This is a genomic window from Streptomyces taklimakanensis (genome assembly GCF_009709575.1).
Taxonomy (GTDB): domain Bacteria; phylum Actinomycetota; class Actinomycetes; order Streptomycetales; family Streptomycetaceae; genus Streptomyces; species Streptomyces taklimakanensis.
In genome coordinates this window covers 1,242,700-1,262,357 of sequence record NZ_WIXO01000001.1, presented here as the reverse complement: position 1 = coordinate 1,262,357, position 19,658 = coordinate 1,242,700, and the positions used below count along the sequence as shown (strand labels likewise).

The window sequence follows — 19,658 nt, the reverse complement described above, 5'->3', positions numbered from 1 at the left end:
GAGTGTCCCTGGCCGTACGAGTCATCCCCTGCCTGGACGTGGACGGCGGCCGGGTCGTCAAGGGGGTCAACTTCCAGAACCTGCGTGACGCCGGCGATCCGGTCGAGATGGCCAAGGTGTACGACGCCGAAGGCGCCGACGAGCTGACCTTCCTCGACATCACCGCCTCCTCCGGCGACCGCGAGACCACCTATGACGTGGTGCGCCGCACCGCCGAGCAGGTCTTCATCCCGCTGACGGTCGGCGGCGGCGTGCGCACCGCCGAGGACGTGGACAGACTGCTGCGCGCCGGTGCCGACAAGGTGGGCGTCAACACCGCGGCCATCGCCCGTCCGGAGCTGATCCGGGAGGTCTCCGAGCGCTTCGGCAGTCAGGTGCTGGTGCTGTCGGTGGACGCCCGCCGTTGCCCGGAGGGCACGACGACGCCCTCCGGTTACGAGGTCACCACCCACGGCGGCCGCCGCGGCACGGGCCTCGACGCGGTGGAGTGGGCCCACCGGGCGGCCGAACTGGGCGCCGGGGAGATCCTGTTGAACTCCATGGATGCCGACGGCACCAAGGACGGCTACGACCTCGCCATGATCGAGGCCGTCCGCAGGCACGTCACCATCCCCGTGATCGCCTCCGGCGGCGCGGGGAAGCTCTCGGACTTCGACCCGGCGGTGACGGCGGGCGCGGACGCGGTGCTGGCCGCGAGCGTCTTCCACTTCGGTGACCTGCGCATCGGCCAGGTCAAGGAGGCCCTGCGGGAGGCCGGTCACCCGGTGCGCTGACCGGTCGCGCCCCGCCGTCCGTCGGTGGGGCGCGGGCCCCGGGCGTCCACCAGGTCTTTCGCCGCCTCGCGCAGCGCTCGTCCGGCGCCGGCGAACCGGGGCGGGCGGTGCGGGCCCGGTGCCGCGCGGGAGGTGTCACACGGGCACGCTCAGGCCGCGCGCCCAGGCGACCAGGGCCGCGTACCGGCCGCCCGGGGGGCCCGCGCGGTCGGCGGAAGCGTCGGGGGCCGTCCCGTCGAAGAGGAGCGCCGGCTCGGGCACCGGTCCGTGGAGGCCCGCCCGGTCCGCCAGCGCCACGAGCCGGGCCAGGTCGATGACCAGGGAGGCGGCCGGGGCGGGTTCGCGACTCCACCGGTCGGACCGCCGGGCCGTTCGGGCGCCCGGGAAGTCCTCGGCGGACACCCGTTCCCGGGCGGGCCGCCGGACGTGGTGGGCACGGGCGCCGGTCGCGCCGTCACCCGCCACGTACGGCACGCCCCGCTCGGAGGCCAGCTCGGCCAGGGCCGGGAGGCGCCGGCCGGGTGGTGTGGTGAGGTCGACGTAGGAACAGTCGGCCCGCAGGGCGGCACAGGCGTACAGGGCGCCGCTCGGCAGGATCCGCTCCCCGGCCGCCAGGGCCCGCCGCAGCGTGGACGACGAGAGGTGCGCGGGGTGGGGCGGCGCGGCCGGCCCGGGTGGGGCGAGATCGATCACGACCACGCGCTCCAGGCCCAGTCGCCGTCGGAACGAGAGGAGGTCGCCGGTCAGGCGCCGGATCGTCTCCTCCTGGTCCTCCCGGTCCTCCCGGTCCTCCTGGGTCCCCCGGTTCTTCCGGTCCCGCCCGTTCTCCCCGCTCGGTCGGTCGCGGTCGTCGTCGGCCCCGGTCGCTCCGGGGCGCACCTCCTCCTCGGCCGCCAGCAGGCCGTCGCGCACCAGCCGGGGCAGGCCCGGTGGCACGACGCCCTCGTCGGCGAGCCGCTCGGCCCGCTCCGCCAGGGGGGTCCGGGCGATGTCGTGTCCGCCGAAGACCAACTCGTCGAAGCGGGGCAGGGACGCCGAGGCGAAGTCGCGCCGGGCCGTGACGCACCCGGTGGGCCGCACCAGGCCCGCGCGCAGCGCCAGCGCGCCGACGATCGTGGTGGTTCCCGTCGAACCGCGGGCCCCCACCAGCCAGACGCCGACGGCGCCCCGTCCGCCGAGGGTGTCCCACATCGTGTCCCATGTCGTCACGGCGTTCCCTCCCCGGCGTGGGTGTCCGTCCGGGTGGCGTTGCGGTCGCCATTGACGGAGAAGGACGGGGCAAATCCTTCTCCGGGACTTCCGGCGGGGTGCGCGCCAAAGGGAGAGGAGTTCCCCGGCGACCCGGTACGGCCCTCGGTTTCCCGGTCCGCGCGGACCGGTATTCCCGGCAGGGCGGTCGGGAGTGGGGGAGGATCGGCCGTCGCCACCGCTTCCGGTGTCCTTGTGAACGGCCGTGAAGTCCGCGGCCTTGTGGCTTCGCGCACCATGGAATTTCCCTTCGGGGGTGGCAGGGGGAGGCGGGGGCGTCGCCGGGAGGGCGCCGGATCGCGTCGCTCCGTCGGCGGCCGGACGCTTCGGACCTCTTCAACGTAGGAGGCCGGAAGTCCCGGTTTCGTGGGAGCGAAGTCCCGAGAAGTCCCGGTCATGGGCCCGTATGGTGCGGTCAGGAGGGCGGAACGGGGACGGGGGGCGTCCGGGGCGTCTTGCCGGCAACCGTCTTTTCCCGCCACTTTCGGCCCCTCGGAGGGCTTCCGTCACATGTCGCTGTCACGCCGGAACCCGCTGTGACGACGGGGGGAAATGCCTGATCAGCGCCGTTCACCGGTGGCCGAATACATCCCTCCGGAAAGAGTCGCAACTGTATTAATGTTCGAGACTCAGAGGAATTGGGGGGATTTTCATGGTGGCGTCGAAGAGTCGCGTGGCCGAGCGGTTCGGGCGTCGAGAAGCGGAGTCGGAGGGGGAGTCGCCGCGGTGGAGGGAGAGGGCGGAAGTATGTGAATTGGAAACGAAAGCGCTTCCGGGGGTTCCGTGCGATGTGGCCGGCGACCGGTCGGGGAGTCCCGGAAACGGGGGCGCGGAGCCCCCTCCTCACAGACTTGTGCTTTCCACCTGTGAAGGGAAAACGGGACGGAAAGGGTGTGCTTCCGGCCGTGTCTTCGAAGCGACCGGGAGCCGGGGGGCCGGCGCGCGCGGCTCGACGGCCCGGCCGGACGGCGCGTCCGCGACCGTCACCGCGGGCGCGCCGGGGCGCCGGTGCCCCGGCCGGAGGGCCCGGACCGAGGCCGTGCCGCCGCGGAGGTTCCCGTGACGATCCGGGTCTTCCTCGTCGACGATCACCCGATGTTCCGGGCCGGGACGCGGCACGCGGTGGAGAGTGTGGACGACATGGACGTCGTGGGGGAGGCGGCCACGGGGGAGGAGGCCGTCCGGACCCTGTGCGGGGGAGAGGTGGCCGCGGACGTCGTCCTGATGGACCTCGGCCTGCCCGACGGCCCGGGGACCGAGGCCGCCCGGAGGATCATCGCCTCGCCGGAGCCCGGGGCGGGGGCCGTCGGCGTACCGCCCCGGGTGTTGATGATCTCGGCCCGGGAGGAGGACGACGCGGTGATATCGGCGCTCCGCGCCGGGGCCCGCGGTTACGTCGCCAAGGGAGCGCCGCGCGAGGAACTGCTCAGGGCGGTGCGCACGGTCGCGGACGGTGGGGCGGTGTTCAGCCCGTTCGTCGCGGACCGGTTGGGCGACTACTTCTCCGCCGTCCACGACATGCCCGGCCGGGCCGCCTTCCCGCAGCTCACCAACCGGGAGCGCCAGGTGCTCGATCTGCTCGCCCGCGGCTACGGCAACCGCCGCATCGCTCGGGAGCTGGTCCTGTCCGACAAGACCGTCCGGAACCACATCTCCCACATCTTCGCCAAGCTCCAGGTGACCGACCGGATGGCGGCGGCCGACCGGGCGCGCCGGGCGGGGTTGGGCTGCTGAACCACCGCAGCGGGGTCGCCGGTCGGGAGCGGAGGCCGACGGGAGCGGCCGGCCGTTTCCCCACCGGCGGCCGGGGCCGCCGGTGGGCGCGTCACAGGCCCAGCTTCGCCTCGCGGACGCGCGCCACGGCCTTCTCGTCGCCCTCCAGCTCCACCCGCGCCACGGACTGACGCCCGGAGACGAAGACGAGCAACTCGGAGGGTTCGCCGGAGACGGTGACGACCGGGGTCCCCTTGCGGGCCACCGCCACCTGACCGTTGGGACGGCGCAGTACCACGCCGACCGGGCAGCGGCGCCCGTACACCCGGGCCGTGGTCTCCAGCCGCCTCCACAGGGCGTCGGCGAAGACGGGGTCGATCGTGCGCGGCGTCCAGTCCGGACGGGCCCGGCGCACGTCCTCGCCGTGGAGGAAGAACTCCACGGTGTTGGCGGCCTCGTCGACCTGCTTGAGGGCGAAGGGGGACATCCGGGGCGGACCGGTGCGGACGAGCTGGATCAGCTCCTCGTACGGCTTGGCCGCGAACTCCTGTTGCACACGTTCCAGTCGGGGCTGGAGGGCTTTGAGCAGCACCCCGCCGGCCGCGTCGGCGCGGCGCTCGCGCACCACAAGATGGGCCGCGAGGTCCCTGGTGCGCCACCCGTCGCACAGGGTGGGCGCCTCGGGTCCGGAACTCTCCAACAGATCGGCCAGCAGAAGGCGTTCGCGCCGGGCGTGGGTCGACATGCGGCCAGCCTACGACCGTGCGGCGACCCACGCCACGCACGCCACGCGTCCCGCCTCGGGTCAGCCCGGCAGCGGCGCCCGCAGCTTCGTGCCGTCCCGGGTGTTGCTGAGCGTCAGCGAGCAGGAGATCTCGTCCTTGCCGCGGTACTCGTACGTCGTCAGCGTCGGGTAGATGACGTAGAAGTAGTACCTCTTGCCGTCCGTGATCCGTTCCATCCGCTTCTCCGCGTCCGCCCGGCATATCTCCATGGCCTTGTCCTGGAGCGCCTTGGCGTCGTCGAAGTCACCGGTGAGCGTCCCGTTGGAGATCACCTCGGCGTTGTGCGGACCGTCGCAGGACCGCTCCTCGATCCGGGTGACGTCACTGCTCAGCGACGGGTGGTCGAAGCAGGTGCCCGGTTCGAGCACCACGTACCGGACGACCTCGCCCGGGTCGACCGTCGCGTCCGGCGGGAGGTCGGGCGAGGGCGGGTCCGAACTCGGCGGCTCTGTCGGCCCGTCTGTCGGCTCGTCTGTAGGCTCGTCCGTCGGCCCGTCCGTCGGCTCCTCGCTCTCCCGCGGGGTCCGCTCGGCCTCGGTGGTGGCGTCGGACGTGGCGCTCGGCCCGGCGGCCCGGTCCACCGCGCCTGTGCCGCCGTCGGACAGGACGAGCACGCCCCCCACGATCAGACCGGCGACGAGCACCGCGGCGATGATGATCGCGGCGACCTTCCCTCCGTTGCCCCCGCCGCCTCCGCCCGGCGGGGGAAAGTAGGGGCCGAGACCGCCGGGACCGTAGCCCGGGGGGCCGCCGGGGCCGGGCGGCCCCGGCGGCCCCGGGTACCCGTAGCCGCTCGCCGGGGGGCCGGGATGGCCGTGGCCCCCCGCGGGCGGGCCCGGCCGCTCGGGGGGACCGAAGCCCTGGGGCGGACCGAAACCGCCGCCGGGGGCGGGGTTGTGCGCGCCGTCGGACGGCGGTGGATGACTCATGGCGAAAGAATGCCGCACCGCACCGACACGCGGTGCCCCGGACGCGTCACAACACCGACACGGCCCGGTGACGGCCGGCGGACACGGACGCCGCCGCCCGCGAGCGGCCCCGGAACGCCTCGAAGGCGCCCCGCCGACCCGTTCCGCCCCGCGGACGCCGGCACCGCGCACCGCGCACCGGCGGCACAATGGCCCCATGCCCCGATCCCCACTCGATCCAGCCGTGGCCGCCCGCCTCAAGCGCACCCCCGACGGTCTGGTGCCCGCCATCGCCCAGCAGTACGACACCGGAGAAGTGCTGATGCTGGGGTGGATGGACGACGAGGCGCTGCACCGTACCCTCACCACCGGCCGCTGCACCTACTGGAGCCGCAGCCGACGCGAGTACTGGGCCAAGGGCGACACCTCCGGGCACGTCCAGCACGTGAAGTCCGTGGCGCTCGACTGTGACGGCGACACCGTCCTGGTCAAGGTCGACCAGGTGGGCGCGGCCTGCCACACCGGGGACCGGACCTGCTTCGACGCCGGGGAGATCCCGCTGGGCGGCCCCGCGGCGAACACCTCGAACACCACCGACACCGCGGGTGACGAGGGAGGCCCGGCATGACCGCTCCACGCACCACCCCGGACCGGGAGACCTTCCGCACGCTCGCCAAGGACCGCCGCGTCATCCCCGTCACCCGCCGGCTGCTGGCCGACGGCGACACCCCCATCGCCCTCTACCGCAAGCTCGCCGCCGAGCGCCCCGGCACCTTCCTGCTGGAGTCGGCGGACGGGGGCACCTGGTCGCGCTACTCCTTCGTGGGCGTGCGCACCTCCGCCACCCTCACCGTCCGCGACGGGCAGGCCCACTGGCTGGGCACCCCACCGGTCGGCGTCCCCACCGACGGCGATCCGACAGCCGCGCTGCGCGCCACCGTCGAGACCCTGCACACCCCGCGCGACCTGCACCGCGACGCCGAACTGCCGCCCTTCACCGGAGGCATGGTCGGCTACCTCGGCTACGACGTGGTGCGGCGCCTGGAGCGCATCGGCGACAGCACCCGCGACGACCTGGGGCTGCCCGAGCTGACCATGATGCTCACCTCCGACCTGGCCGTCCTGGACCACCGCGACGGCACCGTGCTGCTGATCGCCAACGCCATCAACCACAACGACCTGGACACCGGCGTGGACGAGGCGTACGCCGACGCGGTGCGGCGCCTGGACGCCATGACCGCCGACCTCGACCGTCCCGTGTCCGCCGGCGCCGTCCCGCTGCCGCCGTCCGGGTCCGGGGAGGAGGAGGCCCCCACCCCCCGCTGGGGCGGAAGGGCCTACCAGGAGGCGGTGGAGGGCATCAAGGAGCGCATCCGCGCCGGCGAGGCGTTCCAGGTGGTGCCCTCGCAGCGGTTCGAGGCGCCCTGCCGGGCGAGCGCGCTGGACGTCTACCGGGTGCTGCGTGCCACCAACCCCAGCCCCTACATGTACCTGCTGCGCCTGGACGGCTTCGACGTCGTCGGCTCCAGCCCCGAGGCCCTGGTGAAGGTCGAGGACGGGCGCGCCGTGATGCACCCCATCGCCGGCACCCGCCCGCGCGGCGCGACCCCGCGGGACGACGCCGCGCTCGCCGAGGAGCTGCTGGCCGACCCCAAGGAGCGCGCCGAGCACCTGATGCTCGTCGACCTGGGCCGCAACGACCTGGGCCGGGTCTGCGAGCCCGGCAGCGTCGAGGTCGTCGACTTCATGTCGATCGAGCGCTACAGCCACGTGATGCACATCGTCTCCACGGTGACCGGGCGCCTGGCGGAAGGCCGCAACGCCTTCGACGCGCTCACCGCCTGCTTCCCGGCCGGCACCCTCTCGGGCGCCCCCAAGCCGCGCGCGATGCAGATCATCGAGGAGGTGGAGCCCACCCGCCGCGGTCTGTACGGCGGCTGCGTCGGCTACCTGGACTTCGCCGGCGACGCCGACACCGCCATCGCCATCCGCACCGCCCTGCTGCGCGACGGGACGGCCTACGTCCAGGCGGGCGCCGGGGTCGTCGCCGACTCCGACCCGGTGGCGGAGGACACCGAGTGCCGGAACAAGGCGGCGGCGGTGCTCAGGGCGGTGCGCGCCGCCGAGCATCTCGGGAGTAGCGTGGAAGAGTGAGTTCCCCGACTTCCCCCGCCTCCGAACCGGACGCCCCCGCCGGCGGTTCCGCGGCCGCCGCCCACCGGCGCGCCCTGGCCGCGGCCCTGGCCGCGGGCGCGCTCGGTGCCGCCACCGTCCTGGTGGCCTCGGGACGGGTCTGGAGCGAGGGCACCGCCGTCCTGCCCCAGGGAGAGATCCCGGTCCGGGTCACGGGCGGCGAGGTGACCGGGCTGCCCAGCGCGTTGGCGTTGGTCGGCCTCGCCGCGCTGGTCGCCGTCTTCGCCGTCCGTCGCACCGGCCGCACGCTCGTCGCCGCGCTGCTGACCCTGTGCGGCGCGGGCGTCGCCGTCGCCGCGCTGCTCGGCACGGGCGACGACGGCGCGCTGGAGGCGAAGGCGTCCGAGGTCAGCGGACTGGCCCGGGGGACGGTCGAGGGCGTCTCCCACGGCATGTGGCCCCACGCGGCCGCGCTCGGCGGTCTGCTGCTGTTGACGGCCGGGCTGCTGGCGCTGCGCCACGGGCGTCACTGGCCCGCGATGTCGGGCCGCCACGAGCGCGCGGGAGCCTCCGTCGGTCCCGGCGCCCGACGTCCGGCCCCCGACCCGGACCGTCCCGAGGAACTGTGGAAGGCACTGGACCGGGGGGAGGACCCCACCACCGGCGGAGCCGGAAACCGTCCCTGACACAATGGCCGCTGAGCGAGCCCAGAACGGACCTACGAGGAGCACTCAATGGCGGGCAACAACCACGGACACACCCCTGCCGCCTGGACCGGCGTCACCATCGCGTTCATCGGCTTCTGTGTGGCCTCGGCCTTCACGGTGATGGCCGAGCCGGTGGGGTTCTGGGCCGGGGTGGCCATCGTTCTCCTCGGCGGTGTCGTCGGCCTGGTGATGCGCTCGATGGGCATGGGGCAGCCGGAGCAGTCGCAGGGCCGCCGCCTCGACCAGTCCAAGGAGCGGGCCGAGGCGTAGCGGGGCCGCCCGAGGCGGCTCCTTGGAGCGCGGTGCCGGTGGCCGGCGCCGCGCTTTTCCGTCCGGGCCCGGTTCGGCGGGGCCGGACGGGGCCGACGGGGGGAGCGACACGGGACCACCGCCCGGTATGTGGGACCGCGGTCGCCCGGATGCGGGTTCGACGCCCCGGGACGGATACCATCGCTGTGCACGCGTACCAGTCCAGCCCCGCGCCCACCGCAGGGACGAGCCAGCCAGGAAGCCAGCCAGGAAGGGGGCCGCTCGCGTGAGTGTGCTCGACGAGATCATCGACGGGGTCCGTGCCGACCTCGCCGAGCGGCAGGCGCGCGTCGGCCTCGACGAGCTCAAGGAGCGCGCGGCCGGGGCGCCACGGGCCCGCGACGGCGTGGCCGCGCTCAAGGGCGACGGCGTCAGGGTCATCTGCGAGGTCAAGCGGTCCAGCCCCTCCAAGGGCGCGCTGGCCGCCATCGCCGACCCGGCCCGGCTCGCCGCCGACTACGAGGCGGGCGGCGCGGCGGTCATCTCGGTGCTCACCGAGCAGCGGCGCTTCGGCGGTTCGCTGGCCGATCTGCGCGCCGTGCGCGAGCGGGTGGACCTCCCCGTCCTGCGCAAGGACTTCATCGTCACCTCCTACCAACTGTGGGAGGCACGGGCGCACGGCGCCGACCTGGCCCTGCTGATCGTCGCCGCCCTCGACCAGGAGGCGCTGGTCTCCCTGGTGGAGCGGGCCGAGTCCATCGGGCTGACCCCGCTGGTCGAGGTGCACGACGAGGAGGAGGTCGAGCGCGCCGTGGACGCCGGGGCGAAGATCATCGGCGTCAACGCCCGCAACCTCAAGACCCTGGAGGTCGACCGCGGCACCTTCGCCCGGGTCGCCCCCGAGATCCCCGAGGGGATCGTGAAGGTCGCCGAGTCGGGGGTGCGCGGCCCGCACGACCTGATCGCCTACGCCAACGAGGGAGCCGACGCGGTGCTCGTCGGCGAGTCGCTGGTCACCGGCAAGGACCCGAAGGCGGCCGTGGCCGACCTGGTCGCCGCCGGCACCCACCCCGCCCTGCGGCAGGGCGGCGGCTGAGCCGTACGGGACGGAAGGCGAGCGGAGAGACGAGCGGAGGACGACGCCGATGGCCCTGAGCGCGTGCCTCGCCCGCGGCTGCCGTCCGCGCGGCTGCCGCGCGCCCGCTCGACGGGTGCTGGGTCGGCGTGTGCGCTACCACATCGGCCGCGAGCCCGGTCAGATCAACGGGAGGCGATGGCACGCCCGTGCCGCGTGTGCCGCCGTGGTCGGTCGCGTTCCCGCCACCGACGCCTGACCGCACCGGTACGCGCCGGTACGCGCCGGTACGCGCCGGTCGCCGCGCGGTGGCGCGTCCGCGGCGCACCACGCACCACGACACGGTGAGCCACCGCCCCGTCCCGTCCCCCGGTGTCGGGGCGGTCGCCCTCCCCTTTCTCTGGCCACACCTTCTGTGGGGCACGCGCCCCGACAAGGAGCACGTCGGATGTCTACCGATCTCTTCGTTCCCGACCCCGAGGGCCGGGTGCCGACCGCCGAGGGCTACTTCGGCGCGTTCGGCGGCAAGTTCATCCCGGAGGCGCTGGTCGCCGCCGTGGACGAGGTGGCCGCCGAGTACGACAAGGCCAAGGCGGACCCCTCCTTCGCCGCCGAGCTGGAGGACCTGCTCGTCCACTACACCGGTCGGCCCAGCCCGCTGACCGAGGTGCGGCGCTTCGCCGAGCACGCGGGCGGCGCCAGGATCTTCCTCAAGCGCGAGGACCTCAACCACACCGGCTCACACAAGATCAACAACGTGTTGGGGCAGGCCCTGCTGACCAGGCGGATGGGCAAGACCCGCGTCATCGCCGAGACCGGCGCGGGCCAGCACGGCGTCGCCACCGCGACCGCCTGCGCCCTGTTCGGCCTGGAGTGCACCGTCTACATGGGCGAGATCGACACCCAGCGCCAGGCGCTCAACGTCGCCCGGATGCGGATGCTGGGCGCCGAGGTCGTCCCCGTCACCTCCGGCAGCCGGACGCTGAAGGACGCCATCAACGAGGCGTTCCGCGACTGGGTCGCCAACGTCGACCACACCCACTACCTCTTCGGTACCGTCGCGGGCCCCCACCCCTTCCCGGCGCTGGTGCGCGACTTCCACCGCGTCATCGGCGTCGAGGCCCGCCGGCAGATCCTCGAGCGCACCGGACGGCTGCCGGACGCGGCGTTGGCCTGCGTCGGCGGCGGTTCCAACGCCATCGGCCTGTTCCACGCCTTCCTCCCCGACACCTCCGTACGCCTGATCGGCCTGGAGGCCGCCGGGCACGGCGTGGACTCCGGCGAGCACGCGGCCACGCTGACCGCGGGCGAGCCGGGCATCCTGCACGGCTCGCGCTCCTACGTCCTCCAGGACGACGAGGGCCAGATCACCGAGCCGTACTCCATCTCGGCCGGCCTGGACTACCCCGGCATCGGGCCCGAGCACTCCTACCTCAAGGACACCGGGCGCGGCGAGTACCGCCCGGTCACCGACGACGAGGCGATGCGGGCGCTGCGCCTGCTGTCGGAGACCGAGGGCATCATCCCGGCCATCGAGAGCGCCCACGCGCTCGCCGGCGCCCTCGACGTGGGCCGCGAACTGGGCCCGGACGCGCTGCTGCTGGTGAACCTCTCCGGCCGGGGCGACAAGGACATGGACACCGCCGCCCGCTACTTCGGGCTGTACGACGCCCCCGGCGGCACCGAGACCGAACGGGGAGCCGAGTGATGGCGGGGCAGGCACGGGAGCTGGGGCGCGTCCTGGCGGCGGCGAAGGACGAGGGACGGGCCGCGCTGGTGGGCTACCTGCCCGCCGGCTTCCCCACCGTCGACGGCGGCATCGCCGCGTGCACGGCCCTGCTGGAGGGCGGCTGCGACATCGTCGAGGTCGGACTGCCGCACAGCGATCCGGTCCTGGACGGGCCGGTCATCCAGACCGCCGACGACATCGCCCTGCGCGGCGGGGTGCGGATCGCCGACGTGCTGCGGACCGTGCGCGAGACCCATGCCGCCACCGGCGCGCCGGTGCTGTGCATGACGTACTGGAACCCCGTCGACCGCTACGGCGCCGAGCGCTTCGCCACCGAGCTGGCCGAGGCCGGCGGAGCGGGCTGCATCCTGCCCGACCTGCCGGTCGAGGAGTCCGAGACGTGGCGCAAGGCCGCCGAACAACACGGCCTGGCCACCGTCTTCGTGGTCGCTCCCAGCAGCCGCGACGAGCGGTTGGCGAAGATCACGGCGGCGGGCAGTGGATTCGTCTACGCCGCCTCCCTGATGGGCGTCACCGGCACCCGCGAGTCGGTGGGCCGGGAGGCCGAGGACCTGGTGCGCCGCACCCGCGCCACCACCGATCTGCCGGTCTGCGTCGGTCTGGGCGTCTCGAACGCCGACCAGGCCGCCGAGGTGGCCTCCTTCGCCGACGGCGTGATCGTCGGTTCGGCCTTCGTCAAGCGCCTGCTGGACCACGCCGGCGATCCGGACGGCGGACTGGCCGCGGTCCGCTCGCTGGCGGGCGAGCTGGCCGAGGGCGTACGGCGGCGCGGTCGCTGACCCGACGGTCGCCGACCCGACCCGACCCGACCCGCGGCCGAGGCCGAGGCCGAGGGCGCACGGCGGGTGGGACGGACGGCACACCGCCGTCCGTCCCACCCGTCCCCCTCAGGGCGCGTGCAGCCGCAGCACCGCCCGCTCCGACCAGTCGGCCGGGGTGCCCCGCAGCGAGACGGTGACCATCGTCAGGAACGCCAGCGGCACCGTCCACGACGCCGGCTGGGCCAGCAGCACCGTCAGCCACGGCGACGCCGGTCGCGTGGTCGCCGACAGCACCGCCGCCCCCGTCGCCGTCACCACCCCGGTGGCCAGACCGGCCGCCGCGCCCGCCACCGTCAGCCTCGTCCACCAGATGCCCAGCACCAGCAGCGGACAGAACGTGGACGCCGCCACCGCGAACGCCCAGCCCACCACGACGTTGATGTCCAGGTGCGCGGCCGGCAAGGACAGCAGCACCGCCACCGCCGCGCCCGCCGCCACCGCCACGCGCAGCCGGGCCACCCCGCCCCCGAACAGGTCGTGGGAGAGCCCACCGGCCAGCGCCAACAGCAGCCCGGAGGAGGTGGACAGAAACGCCGCGAACGCCCCGGTGGCCACCAGCGCCGTCAGCACGCTGCCCAGCGTCCCCTGGACCGCCGTCCCCGGCAGCACCACCGAGACGGTGTCGGTGGCGTTGCTGTGCACCAACTGCGGGGTCAGCACCCGCCCCAGCAGCCCGTACACCGCCGGGAACAGGTAGAACACCCCCAGCAGCCCGATGACCATGACGGCCACCCGACGGGCGGTCCGGGCCGTGGGACTGGTGTGGAACCGCATGATCACGTGCGGCAGGCCGATGGCCCCCAGCGTGGTCGCCAACAGCACCGACCAGGTGGACAGCAGCGGCAGCCCCGCCCCCTCGATGTCGACGAGCGGGCGGGTCCACTCCCCGGCGGTGACGCCCGGGGCCGCCGCGCCGGCCGGTCGCAGCGCCTCGGCCCGGACCCCCGGGCCGACGTGCACCACCAGGTAGATCGCCGGCACCGAGATGAACACCAGCTTGACCAGGTAGTGGAACGCCTGGACGTAGGTGGCCGACCGCATGCCGCCCACCGCGATCGACGCGCTCACCACCAGCCCGGCCAGCACCACGCCCACCCAGTAGGGGGTGCCGCTGACCAGGTGCAGGACCACCCCGGCCCCCTTGAACTGCGGCACCAGGTACAGCAGCATGATCACCAGCACGATCACCCCGCACAGCCTGCGGATCGCCGGTGACCCCAACCGGTACTCCGCGAAGTCCGGAACGGTGAACGCCCCCGAGCGCCGCATGGGTCCGGCCACCAGCGCCACCACCGCCACGTATCCCGCGGTGAAGCCGACGGCGTACCACATCGCCCCGATGCCGTCCTTGAGCATCAGACCCGCCAGCCCCAGCACCGAGGCGGCCGAGACGTACTCGCCGGCGATCGCCATGGCGTTCCAGCCGGGGGAGACGCGGCGCGAGGCGACCAGGAAGTCCGGGCTGGTGCGCGCGGCGTGGACGCCGTAGAGGCCGATGGCCAGGCTGGCGACCAGCACCAGGCCGATCGTCGTCAGACCGGTCACGGGCCGCCTCCCGGCCCGGCGCGGTCCTCCACCCGTTCGGTACGCCGCACGTGGCGGAAGGCGAGCACCAGCAGCACCGGGTAGGTGGCGACGGCCAGCACCAGCCACGACAGCGGGACGCCCCCCAGCGAGACCCGGTCCAGCACGGGCAGCGCCGCGATCGTCCCACTGGTCCCGAACAGCACCGCGCCCAGCAGCGCCACCGTCCGCAGGGCGGTGCGGCGCTGCGCCGCGAAGACGGCGCGGGCGGCCTCGGCGTCAGCGGGCGCGGGCAGCGGCAGCAACTGGGGGTGGCGACGGTGGCCCCGGGCCAGGGCGAGCCGGGTCTGCGGGCTGGTGACCTTCACCCGCCGGACGCCACCGGGCTGGGCGCCCCTCGCCGGACGCCCCATCGGACGGCTCATCGAGGGGCTCACCGGGCCGCCCTCCCCAACTGCCCGCTGCGCGCCGCATCCAGCAGCCGCTCCTTCAGGCTCCGGGCGTGGCGCCGGCTGACCGGTACGTCACCGGCCGGAGTGCACGCCACCAGCCCCGAGGAGCTGGTCACCCGCAGGTCGTGCACCCAGTCGATCGCCACCAGATAGCCGCGGTGGACCCGCACGAAGCCCGCCGGCGCCCAGATCTCCTCCAGGTACGACAGCGACAGCCGGATCAGGTGCGTGCCCTGCGCGGTGTGCAGCCGTATGTAGTCGCCGTGCGCCTCCACGAACTGGACGTCGTCGCGCCGTACGAACACCGTCCGCCGGCCGTGGTCGATCTGGACGACCGCCAGCTCGTCGCGCGGCTCGTCGCCCCCGTCGTCGGTCGCCGCCCGGTGGGCGGCCGCCACCCGCGAGACCGACTCCGCCAGCCGCTCGGGCCGGACCGGCTTGAGCAGGTAGTCCACCGCGCCGATGCCGAACGCCTCGATGGCGTGCGACTCCGAGGCGGTGACGAAGACGATCGCGGGCGGAGCCGAGAGCCGGCCGATCACCCGGGCCACGTCCATCCCGTCCAGACCGGGCATGGAGATGTCCAGGAAGACCGCGTCGAAGGCCGTCGCCCCCAACAACTGCACGGCCCGGGTGCCGCTCTCGGCGGTGTACACCTCCTCGACCTCGGGGACGTCGCCGAGGAGGTCGGCGAGTTCCTCGCGGGTGGAGGCCTCGTCCTCGACCACGAGGACCCGCAGGGCCCGCGGTGCGCTGCTCATTGGACAACCACTCCTCGCATGAATTTCGGCACCCTGATCGTCACCTTGGTGCCGCTGCCCGGCGCGGTCTCGATGACGAGTCCGTACTCCGGGCCGTAGACGGTGCGCAGCCGTCGGTCGACATTGGCCAGACCGACGCTCCTGGCGGGAGGACCGACTCCGGCGAGGATCGCCCGTGCGAGTTCCGGTTCCATGCCCACGCCGTCGTCCTCGATCTCGATGACGCACAGCGGGCCCTCACCGAACCCCGAGACGCCGATGTGTCCGGGGCCGGCCTTCTTCTCCAAGCCGTGTCGCACCGCATTTTCCACGACGGGCTGGACGACCAGGAAGGGGATGGCGACGGGCAGCACCTCCGGCGCCATCCGGACGGTGATCTCCATGCGGTCGTCGAACCTGGCTCGCTGCAGCTCCAGATAGGTCTGGGTGGCCTGGAGCTCGTCGGCCACGGTGACGTAGTCGCCCGCCGTGGAGAAGCTGTAGCGCAGGTAGTCGGCGAAGTCGGTGAGCAGCCGGCGGGCGCGGCCGGGGTCGCTGCGGATGTGCGCGGCGATGACGGCCAGGGAGTTGTGCACGAAGTGCGGCGAGATCTGGGCCCGCAGCGTCCGCAGGTCCGCCGCCGCGATCCGGGCGCGGGCGCTGCGCAGCTCGGTGTGGTCCAACGCCTGCGAGACCAGCTCGGCCAGCTCGGCCACCTCCCTCTCGCCCGGCGTCCTGGCGTCGGGCGCGAAGGCCGCCACCAGGCAGCCGGTCAGCTCGTCCGCCACCAGCAGCGGCGCGGCGCACAGCGGCGGTTCGCGGAAGGCGGCGCCGTGCTCGTACACCCGCGCGAGCACCGTGTCCAGGTCGGTGCCCTCCGGCAACGTCCCGTGCCGGACGACGGGCCCGTCCAGGTCGGCCAGGACGACGGCGTCGGCACCCACCAGCCGCCGGACGCGGCGCGCGGCCGCCGCCGTACGGCCGCCGTGCAACCCCTCCTGGAGATCGGCGCCGATCAGCCGCACCTCGCGCAGGACGTCGAAGGTGCCCGACGGACCGGGTCCGGCCGAACCCGACCGGCCCGCCCGTCCGCGCCGGTCGCCGAACCACGATCTCCAGACCACGGGCCGACCGTACAACGCGCCGAACGACTGTGGGGAGCCTCCGGACACGTGCCGCCGGGGGCTCCCCACGATCCGGAGGACGATCCGGGAGGACCCGGTGGCGGGCCCGGCGCCGAGCGTGGGGGGTCGCGCCGGAGGAAGCACCCGCCACCGGGAGTTCCGACGGGCCCGGCGGTGTTCCGCCGCCGGGCCCGATGGGGATCAGTGCCGGACCGCGCCCTCGGCACCGGCCCCGGTCAGGGCCCGCACCTGGAGCTCGGCGAAGCGCCGCGGGTTGTTCTCGCCGGACGTCAGCGTGCCGACGATCGCGCACAGCAGGCCGAGCGGGATGGAGACCAGGCCCGGGTTCGTCAGCGGGAACCAGGCGATGTCGATGCCCGGGACGAGGGCGTTCTCGGCGCCGGAGAACACCGGGGAGAAGATCACCAGGCCGACGGCGCCGATCAGGCCGCCGTAGATGCCCGCGAGCGCGCCCCGGGTGTTGAACCGCCTCCAGAACAGGCTCAGCAGCAGGGTCGGCAGGTTGGCCGAGGCCGCGATGGCGAAGGCCAGACCGACCAGGAAGGCCACGTTGAGGCTCTGGGCGAAGATCGCCAGGATGATCGACGCCGCGCCGATGCCGAACGCGGACAGTCGGGCGACCTTGATCTCCTCGTGCTCCGAGGCCCGGCCCTTGCGCACCACGCTGTTGTAGAAGTCGTGCGCCAGGGACGAGGAGGAGGCGATGACGAGACCGGCGACCGTGGAGAGGATCGCCGCGAAGGCGACGGCCGCGATGACGGCGAGCATCACCGAACCGAAGAGTTCGCCACCGAAGTGGTCGCCCACCTCCCGGGCCAGCTGGGGAGCGGCGGTGTTGCCGGCCGCGTCCTGGGCCGTGATGGCCTCCTTGCCCACCAGGGCCGCGGCACCGAAGCCCAGGATCAGGGTCATCAGGTAGAAGGTGCCGATCAGGCCGATGCCCCAGTTGACGGACTTCCGCGCGGCCTTGGAGTCGGGGACGGTGTAGAAGCGGATCAGGATGTGCGGCAGGCCCGCGGTGCCCAGTACCAGCGCCAGTCCGAGGCTGATCAGGTCGAGCTTGTTCCACATCGTCTGCAGGGCGTCACCGGGCACCTCGACGCCGTACCGCAGACCGGGTTCCAGGAAGGACTGCCCGGAACCGCTGGCGTTCGCGGCGTCGCTCATCAGCGCGCCGAAGTCGAAGCCGTAGATGGCCATCACCAGGGCGGCCAGCAGGACGGTGCCGCCCATCAGCATGGCGGCCTTGATGATCTGCACCCAGGTGGTGCCCTTCATGCCGCCGAAGGTGACGTACAGGGTCATCAGGATGCCGACGACGACGATGCCCACGATCTTGGCGGTGTCCGCGTCCATGCCCAGGTACGTCTCGCCCGGCTTGATGCCCAGCAGGAGCGCGACGACCGCGCCGGCCCCCACCATCTGGGCCAGCAGGTAGAAGATGGACACGGTGATCGTGGAGACGGCCGCGGCGGTGCGCACCGGACGCTGCTGCATCCGGTACGACAGCACGTCGGCCATCGTGAACCGTCCGGAGTTCCTCAGCAGCTCGGCGACCAGCAGCAGGGCCACCAGCCAGGCGACGAGGAAGCCGATGGAGTACAGGAAGCCGTCGTAGCCGAAGAGCGAGATCATGCCCGCGATGCCCAGGAACGAGGCGGCGGACATGTAGTCGCTGCCGATGGCGAACCCGTTCTGCATGCCGGTGAACCCGCGGCCGCCGGAGTGGAAGTCGGCCGCCGACTTGGTCTGGCGCCCGGCCCACACGGTGACACCGAGCGTCACGGCGATCATGAGGGTGAACACCAGCATGGTGAGGGTGCGGCTGCTGGAGCTGACCTCCGCGGCCAGGAACACGTTCGGGATGCCGGTCATGCCCGTCCTCCCTGCCGCGCGTCGCCCGCGCCGGTCAGCTCGGCGCGCAGGTCGTCGGCGAGCGGGTCCACCTTCCGGCCGGCGTAGCGGGAGTACAGGATCGCGATGCCGAAGGTGCTGGCGAACTGGAGGAGCCCGAACACCAGCGCCACGTTGACGTCGCCGAACAGGACCGTGGACATCACGCCACGGGCGTAGGCCGACATCAGCACGTACAGCAGGTACCAGGCCAGGAAGGCGATGCTCATGGGGAGGACGAACGCCATCAGGCTGCGCTTGAGGTTCTCGAAGCGCGGGTCGCCGTGCATGGCGACCATACGGTCCTCCGCTTCCCCGGCGGGGTCCAGGGTTTGTTGCGGACGTTCTGCGGACACTGCCGCCTCCTTCATCGACACGACGCGGCACAACACGACGTAACGGGAGCGGAATAAGGAATGCGGGGAACGTAAGGTGCGTCACAGTCCGGGTGAAGACACCGTTCGGGGTGTGCGGCGAACGCCGGATGCGTGCGCCGAACGGCAGGTCGTCGTGCGCCGAGCGGTCGCCGTTCGGCGCCGAACGGTCACCTGGGTGGCGGACGGCCGGGACGAGCGGGTGACGTGCGGTGATGTGCGGGGAATGCGCGGGGACGTCCGGAAGGCGTCCGGGAACACGGCGTCCACCGGGCGGTTCGGGGCCGTGACGCGCCGCGGAGCCCCGTCCGCCCGGCCCCGGGCCGGCCGCGCGTTACGGACCCGTTGCCGGACCGGACGCCGGCCGGCGCGCCCGGCACGGTAGCGTTCGTTGCGCCATGGACACCCTTGCCTTCATCCCCAGCCCGTCGTCCGGCGAGATCGTGCTCGGACCGATCCCGCTGCGGGGCTACGCGTTCTGCATCATCGCCGGTGTCTTCGTCGCGGTCTGGCTCGGCGGGAAGCGCTGGGTCGCCCGTGGCGGACAGCCCGGAACGGTCGCCGACATCGCCGTGTGGGCGGTGCCCTTCGGCCTGGTCGGCGGCCGTCTGTACCACGTCGTCACCGACTACCAGCTCTACTTCGGCGAGGGCCGGAACTGGGTCGACGCCTTCAAGATCTGGGAGGGCGGCCTCGGGATCTGGGGGGCGATCGCCCTGGGCGCGGTGGGCGCCTGGATCGGCTGCCGCAGGCGCGGCATCCCGCTGCCCGCCTACGCGGACGCCATCGCCCCGGGCATCGCGCTCGCCCAGGCCATCGGCCGCTGGGGCAACTGGTTCAACCAGGAGCTGTACGGACGCCCCACCGAGCTGCCGTGGGCCGTCAGCATCGACAACGGCGTCGACACCGGCACCTTCCACCCCACCTTCCTGTACGAGTCGCTGTGGTGCGTGGGCGTGGCCCTGCTGGTGATCTGGGCCGACCGCCGCTTCACCCTCGGCCACGGCCGGGCGTTCGCCCTGTACGTCGCGGCGTACACGGTGGGCCGCTTCTGGATCGAGTACCTGCGGATCGACGAGGCCCACGAGATCCTCGGACTGCGGCTGAACAACTGGACCTCGATCGCGGTGTTCCTGGGAGCGGTGGCCTACATCGTCCTTTCGGCCAGGCTCCGTCCGGGGCGCGAGGACGTGGTGGAACCGGCGGCCGGGAAGCCCGCCGGGGACGACGAGTCGGCCGGGGACGGGGAGGACGGCGAGGCCGCGGCACGCGGCGACGCCTTCTTCGACGACGAGGAGGCGCCCGCCGCGCGGAGGTCCACCCGCGGCACGGGCGGCGACTCCCCCGCCGCGGGCGACTGAACCGACG

The 19,658-nt window shown here is 73.5% G+C and carries 20 protein-coding genes; 11 read left to right on the top strand and 9 right to left on the bottom strand.

Going from position 1 to position 19,658, the window contains the following annotated elements; translation table 11 throughout:
• The first annotated feature begins 2 nt into the window (after positions 1–2).
• Entirely contained in the window at positions 3–773 is a 771-nt protein-coding gene (gene hisF / locus F0L17_RS05590; RefSeq protein ID WP_162465839.1) for an imidazole glycerol phosphate synthase subunit HisF, read from the top strand.
• Between the two features lie 135 nt (positions 774–908).
• On the opposite strand, the gene F0L17_RS05585 is transcribed toward hisF, so the two are convergent.
• Complete coding sequence (locus F0L17_RS05585; RefSeq protein ID WP_155070205.1) at positions 909–1,982, bottom strand: inositol-3-phosphate synthase; 1,074 nt, start codon at positions 1,980–1,982, stop codon at positions 909–911.
• Between the two features lie 1,098 nt (positions 1,983–3,080).
• Here F0L17_RS05585 and F0L17_RS05580 point away from each other — a divergent pair.
• Positions 3,081–3,755, top strand: a complete 675-nt coding sequence (locus F0L17_RS05580; protein ID WP_338017963.1) for a response regulator — start codon at positions 3,081–3,083, stop codon at positions 3,753–3,755.
• Between the two features lie 91 nt (positions 3,756–3,846).
• On the opposite strand, the gene F0L17_RS05575 is transcribed toward F0L17_RS05580, so the two are convergent.
• Together F0L17_RS05575 and F0L17_RS05570 are read right to left on the bottom strand one after the other, a co-directional pair.
• Positions 3,847–4,479: a TIGR03085 family metal-binding protein gene (locus F0L17_RS05575; protein ID WP_155070204.1), complete on the bottom strand. Its 633-nt coding sequence runs from the start codon at positions 4,477–4,479 to the stop codon at positions 3,847–3,849.
• A 60-nt stretch (positions 4,480–4,539) separates the two neighbouring features.
• On the bottom strand, positions 4,540–5,448 hold the full coding sequence (locus F0L17_RS05570; protein WP_155070203.1) for a hypothetical protein: 909 nt from the start codon (positions 5,446–5,448) through the stop codon (positions 4,540–4,542).
• Positions 5,449–5,644: 196 nt separating this feature from the next.
• Between F0L17_RS05570 and hisI the strand changes: the two genes are divergently transcribed.
• From hisI to trpA, 8 genes are all read left to right on the top strand, one after another.
• Positions 5,645–6,055, top strand: coding sequence for a phosphoribosyl-AMP cyclohydrolase (gene hisI / locus F0L17_RS05565; protein ID WP_155070202.1), 411 nt, complete (start codon positions 5,645–5,647; stop codon positions 6,053–6,055).
• On the top strand, positions 6,052–7,581 hold the full coding sequence (locus F0L17_RS05560; protein ID WP_155070201.1) for an anthranilate synthase component I: 1,530 nt from the start codon (positions 6,052–6,054) through the stop codon (positions 7,579–7,581). Before hisI ends, F0L17_RS05560 begins: the two co-directional genes overlap by 4 nt.
• A complete protein-coding gene (locus tag F0L17_RS05555; RefSeq protein ID WP_162465838.1) occupies positions 7,578–8,246 on the top strand; it encodes a TIGR02234 family membrane protein in 669 nt (222 codons plus the stop codon). Before F0L17_RS05560 ends, F0L17_RS05555 begins: the two co-directional genes overlap by 4 nt.
• A 48-nt stretch (positions 8,247–8,294) precedes the next feature.
• The gene (locus F0L17_RS05550) at positions 8,295–8,537 is read left to right on the top strand and encodes an HGxxPAAW family protein (protein ID WP_155070200.1); all 243 of its coding nucleotides are present in this window, start codon (positions 8,295–8,297) and stop codon (positions 8,535–8,537) included.
• A 265-nt stretch (positions 8,538–8,802) separates the two neighbouring features.
• Entirely contained in the window at positions 8,803–9,612 is an 810-nt protein-coding gene (trpC, locus tag F0L17_RS05545) for an indole-3-glycerol phosphate synthase TrpC (RefSeq protein WP_162465837.1), read from the top strand.
• Between the two features lie 49 nt (positions 9,613–9,661).
• The gene (trpM, locus tag F0L17_RS05540; RefSeq protein WP_155070198.1) at positions 9,662–9,850 is read left to right on the top strand and encodes a tryptophan biosynthesis modulator TrpM; all 189 of its coding nucleotides are present in this window, start codon (positions 9,662–9,664) and stop codon (positions 9,848–9,850) included.
• Positions 9,851–10,039: 189 nt separating this feature from the next.
• Positions 10,040–11,299, top strand: a complete 1,260-nt coding sequence (gene trpB, locus F0L17_RS05535; protein WP_155070197.1) for a tryptophan synthase subunit beta — start codon at positions 10,040–10,042, stop codon at positions 11,297–11,299.
• Positions 11,299–12,120, top strand: a complete 822-nt coding sequence (gene trpA / locus F0L17_RS05530; protein ID WP_155070196.1) for a tryptophan synthase subunit alpha — start codon at positions 11,299–11,301, stop codon at positions 12,118–12,120. Before trpB ends, trpA begins: the two co-directional genes overlap by 1 nt.
• Before the next feature lie 108 nt (positions 12,121–12,228).
• Here the strand turns inward: trpA and F0L17_RS05525 are convergent, their stop codons facing one another.
• The 6 genes from F0L17_RS05525 to F0L17_RS05500 form a co-directional block, all read right to left on the bottom strand.
• Positions 12,229–13,707, bottom strand: a complete 1,479-nt coding sequence (locus tag F0L17_RS05525) for a sodium:solute symporter family transporter (protein WP_162465836.1) — start codon at positions 13,705–13,707, stop codon at positions 12,229–12,231.
• A complete protein-coding gene (locus F0L17_RS05520) occupies positions 13,704–14,111 on the bottom strand; it encodes a hypothetical protein (protein ID WP_202917839.1) in 408 nt (135 codons plus the stop codon). Before F0L17_RS05520 ends, F0L17_RS05525 begins: the two co-directional genes overlap by 4 nt.
• 8 nt (positions 14,112–14,119) lie before the next feature.
• Positions 14,120–14,899 carry a LytR/AlgR family response regulator transcription factor gene (locus F0L17_RS05515; protein ID WP_155070195.1) on the bottom strand — a complete coding sequence of 260 codons (780 nt, stop codon included), beginning with the start codon at positions 14,897–14,899 and terminating at the stop codon, positions 14,120–14,122.
• On the bottom strand, positions 14,896–16,002 hold the full coding sequence (locus F0L17_RS05510; RefSeq protein ID WP_338017962.1) for a sensor histidine kinase: 1,107 nt from the start codon (positions 16,000–16,002) through the stop codon (positions 14,896–14,898). The genes F0L17_RS05515 and F0L17_RS05510 overlap by 4 nt, the downstream gene beginning before the upstream one ends.
• Before the next feature lie 201 nt (positions 16,003–16,203).
• Complete coding sequence (locus F0L17_RS05505) at positions 16,204–17,898, bottom strand: solute symporter family protein (protein WP_155070194.1); 1,695 nt, start codon at positions 17,896–17,898, stop codon at positions 16,204–16,206.
• Entirely contained in the window at positions 17,895–18,272 is a 378-nt protein-coding gene (locus F0L17_RS05500; protein ID WP_338017961.1) for a DUF485 domain-containing protein, read from the bottom strand. Before F0L17_RS05500 ends, F0L17_RS05505 begins: the two co-directional genes overlap by 4 nt.
• Positions 18,273–18,688: 416 nt before the next feature.
• Between F0L17_RS05500 and lgt the strand changes: the two genes are divergently transcribed.
• A complete protein-coding gene (gene lgt, locus F0L17_RS05495; protein WP_155070193.1) occupies positions 18,689–19,651 on the top strand; it encodes a prolipoprotein diacylglyceryl transferase in 963 nt (320 codons plus the stop codon).
• Positions 19,652–19,658 lie beyond the last annotated feature (7 nt).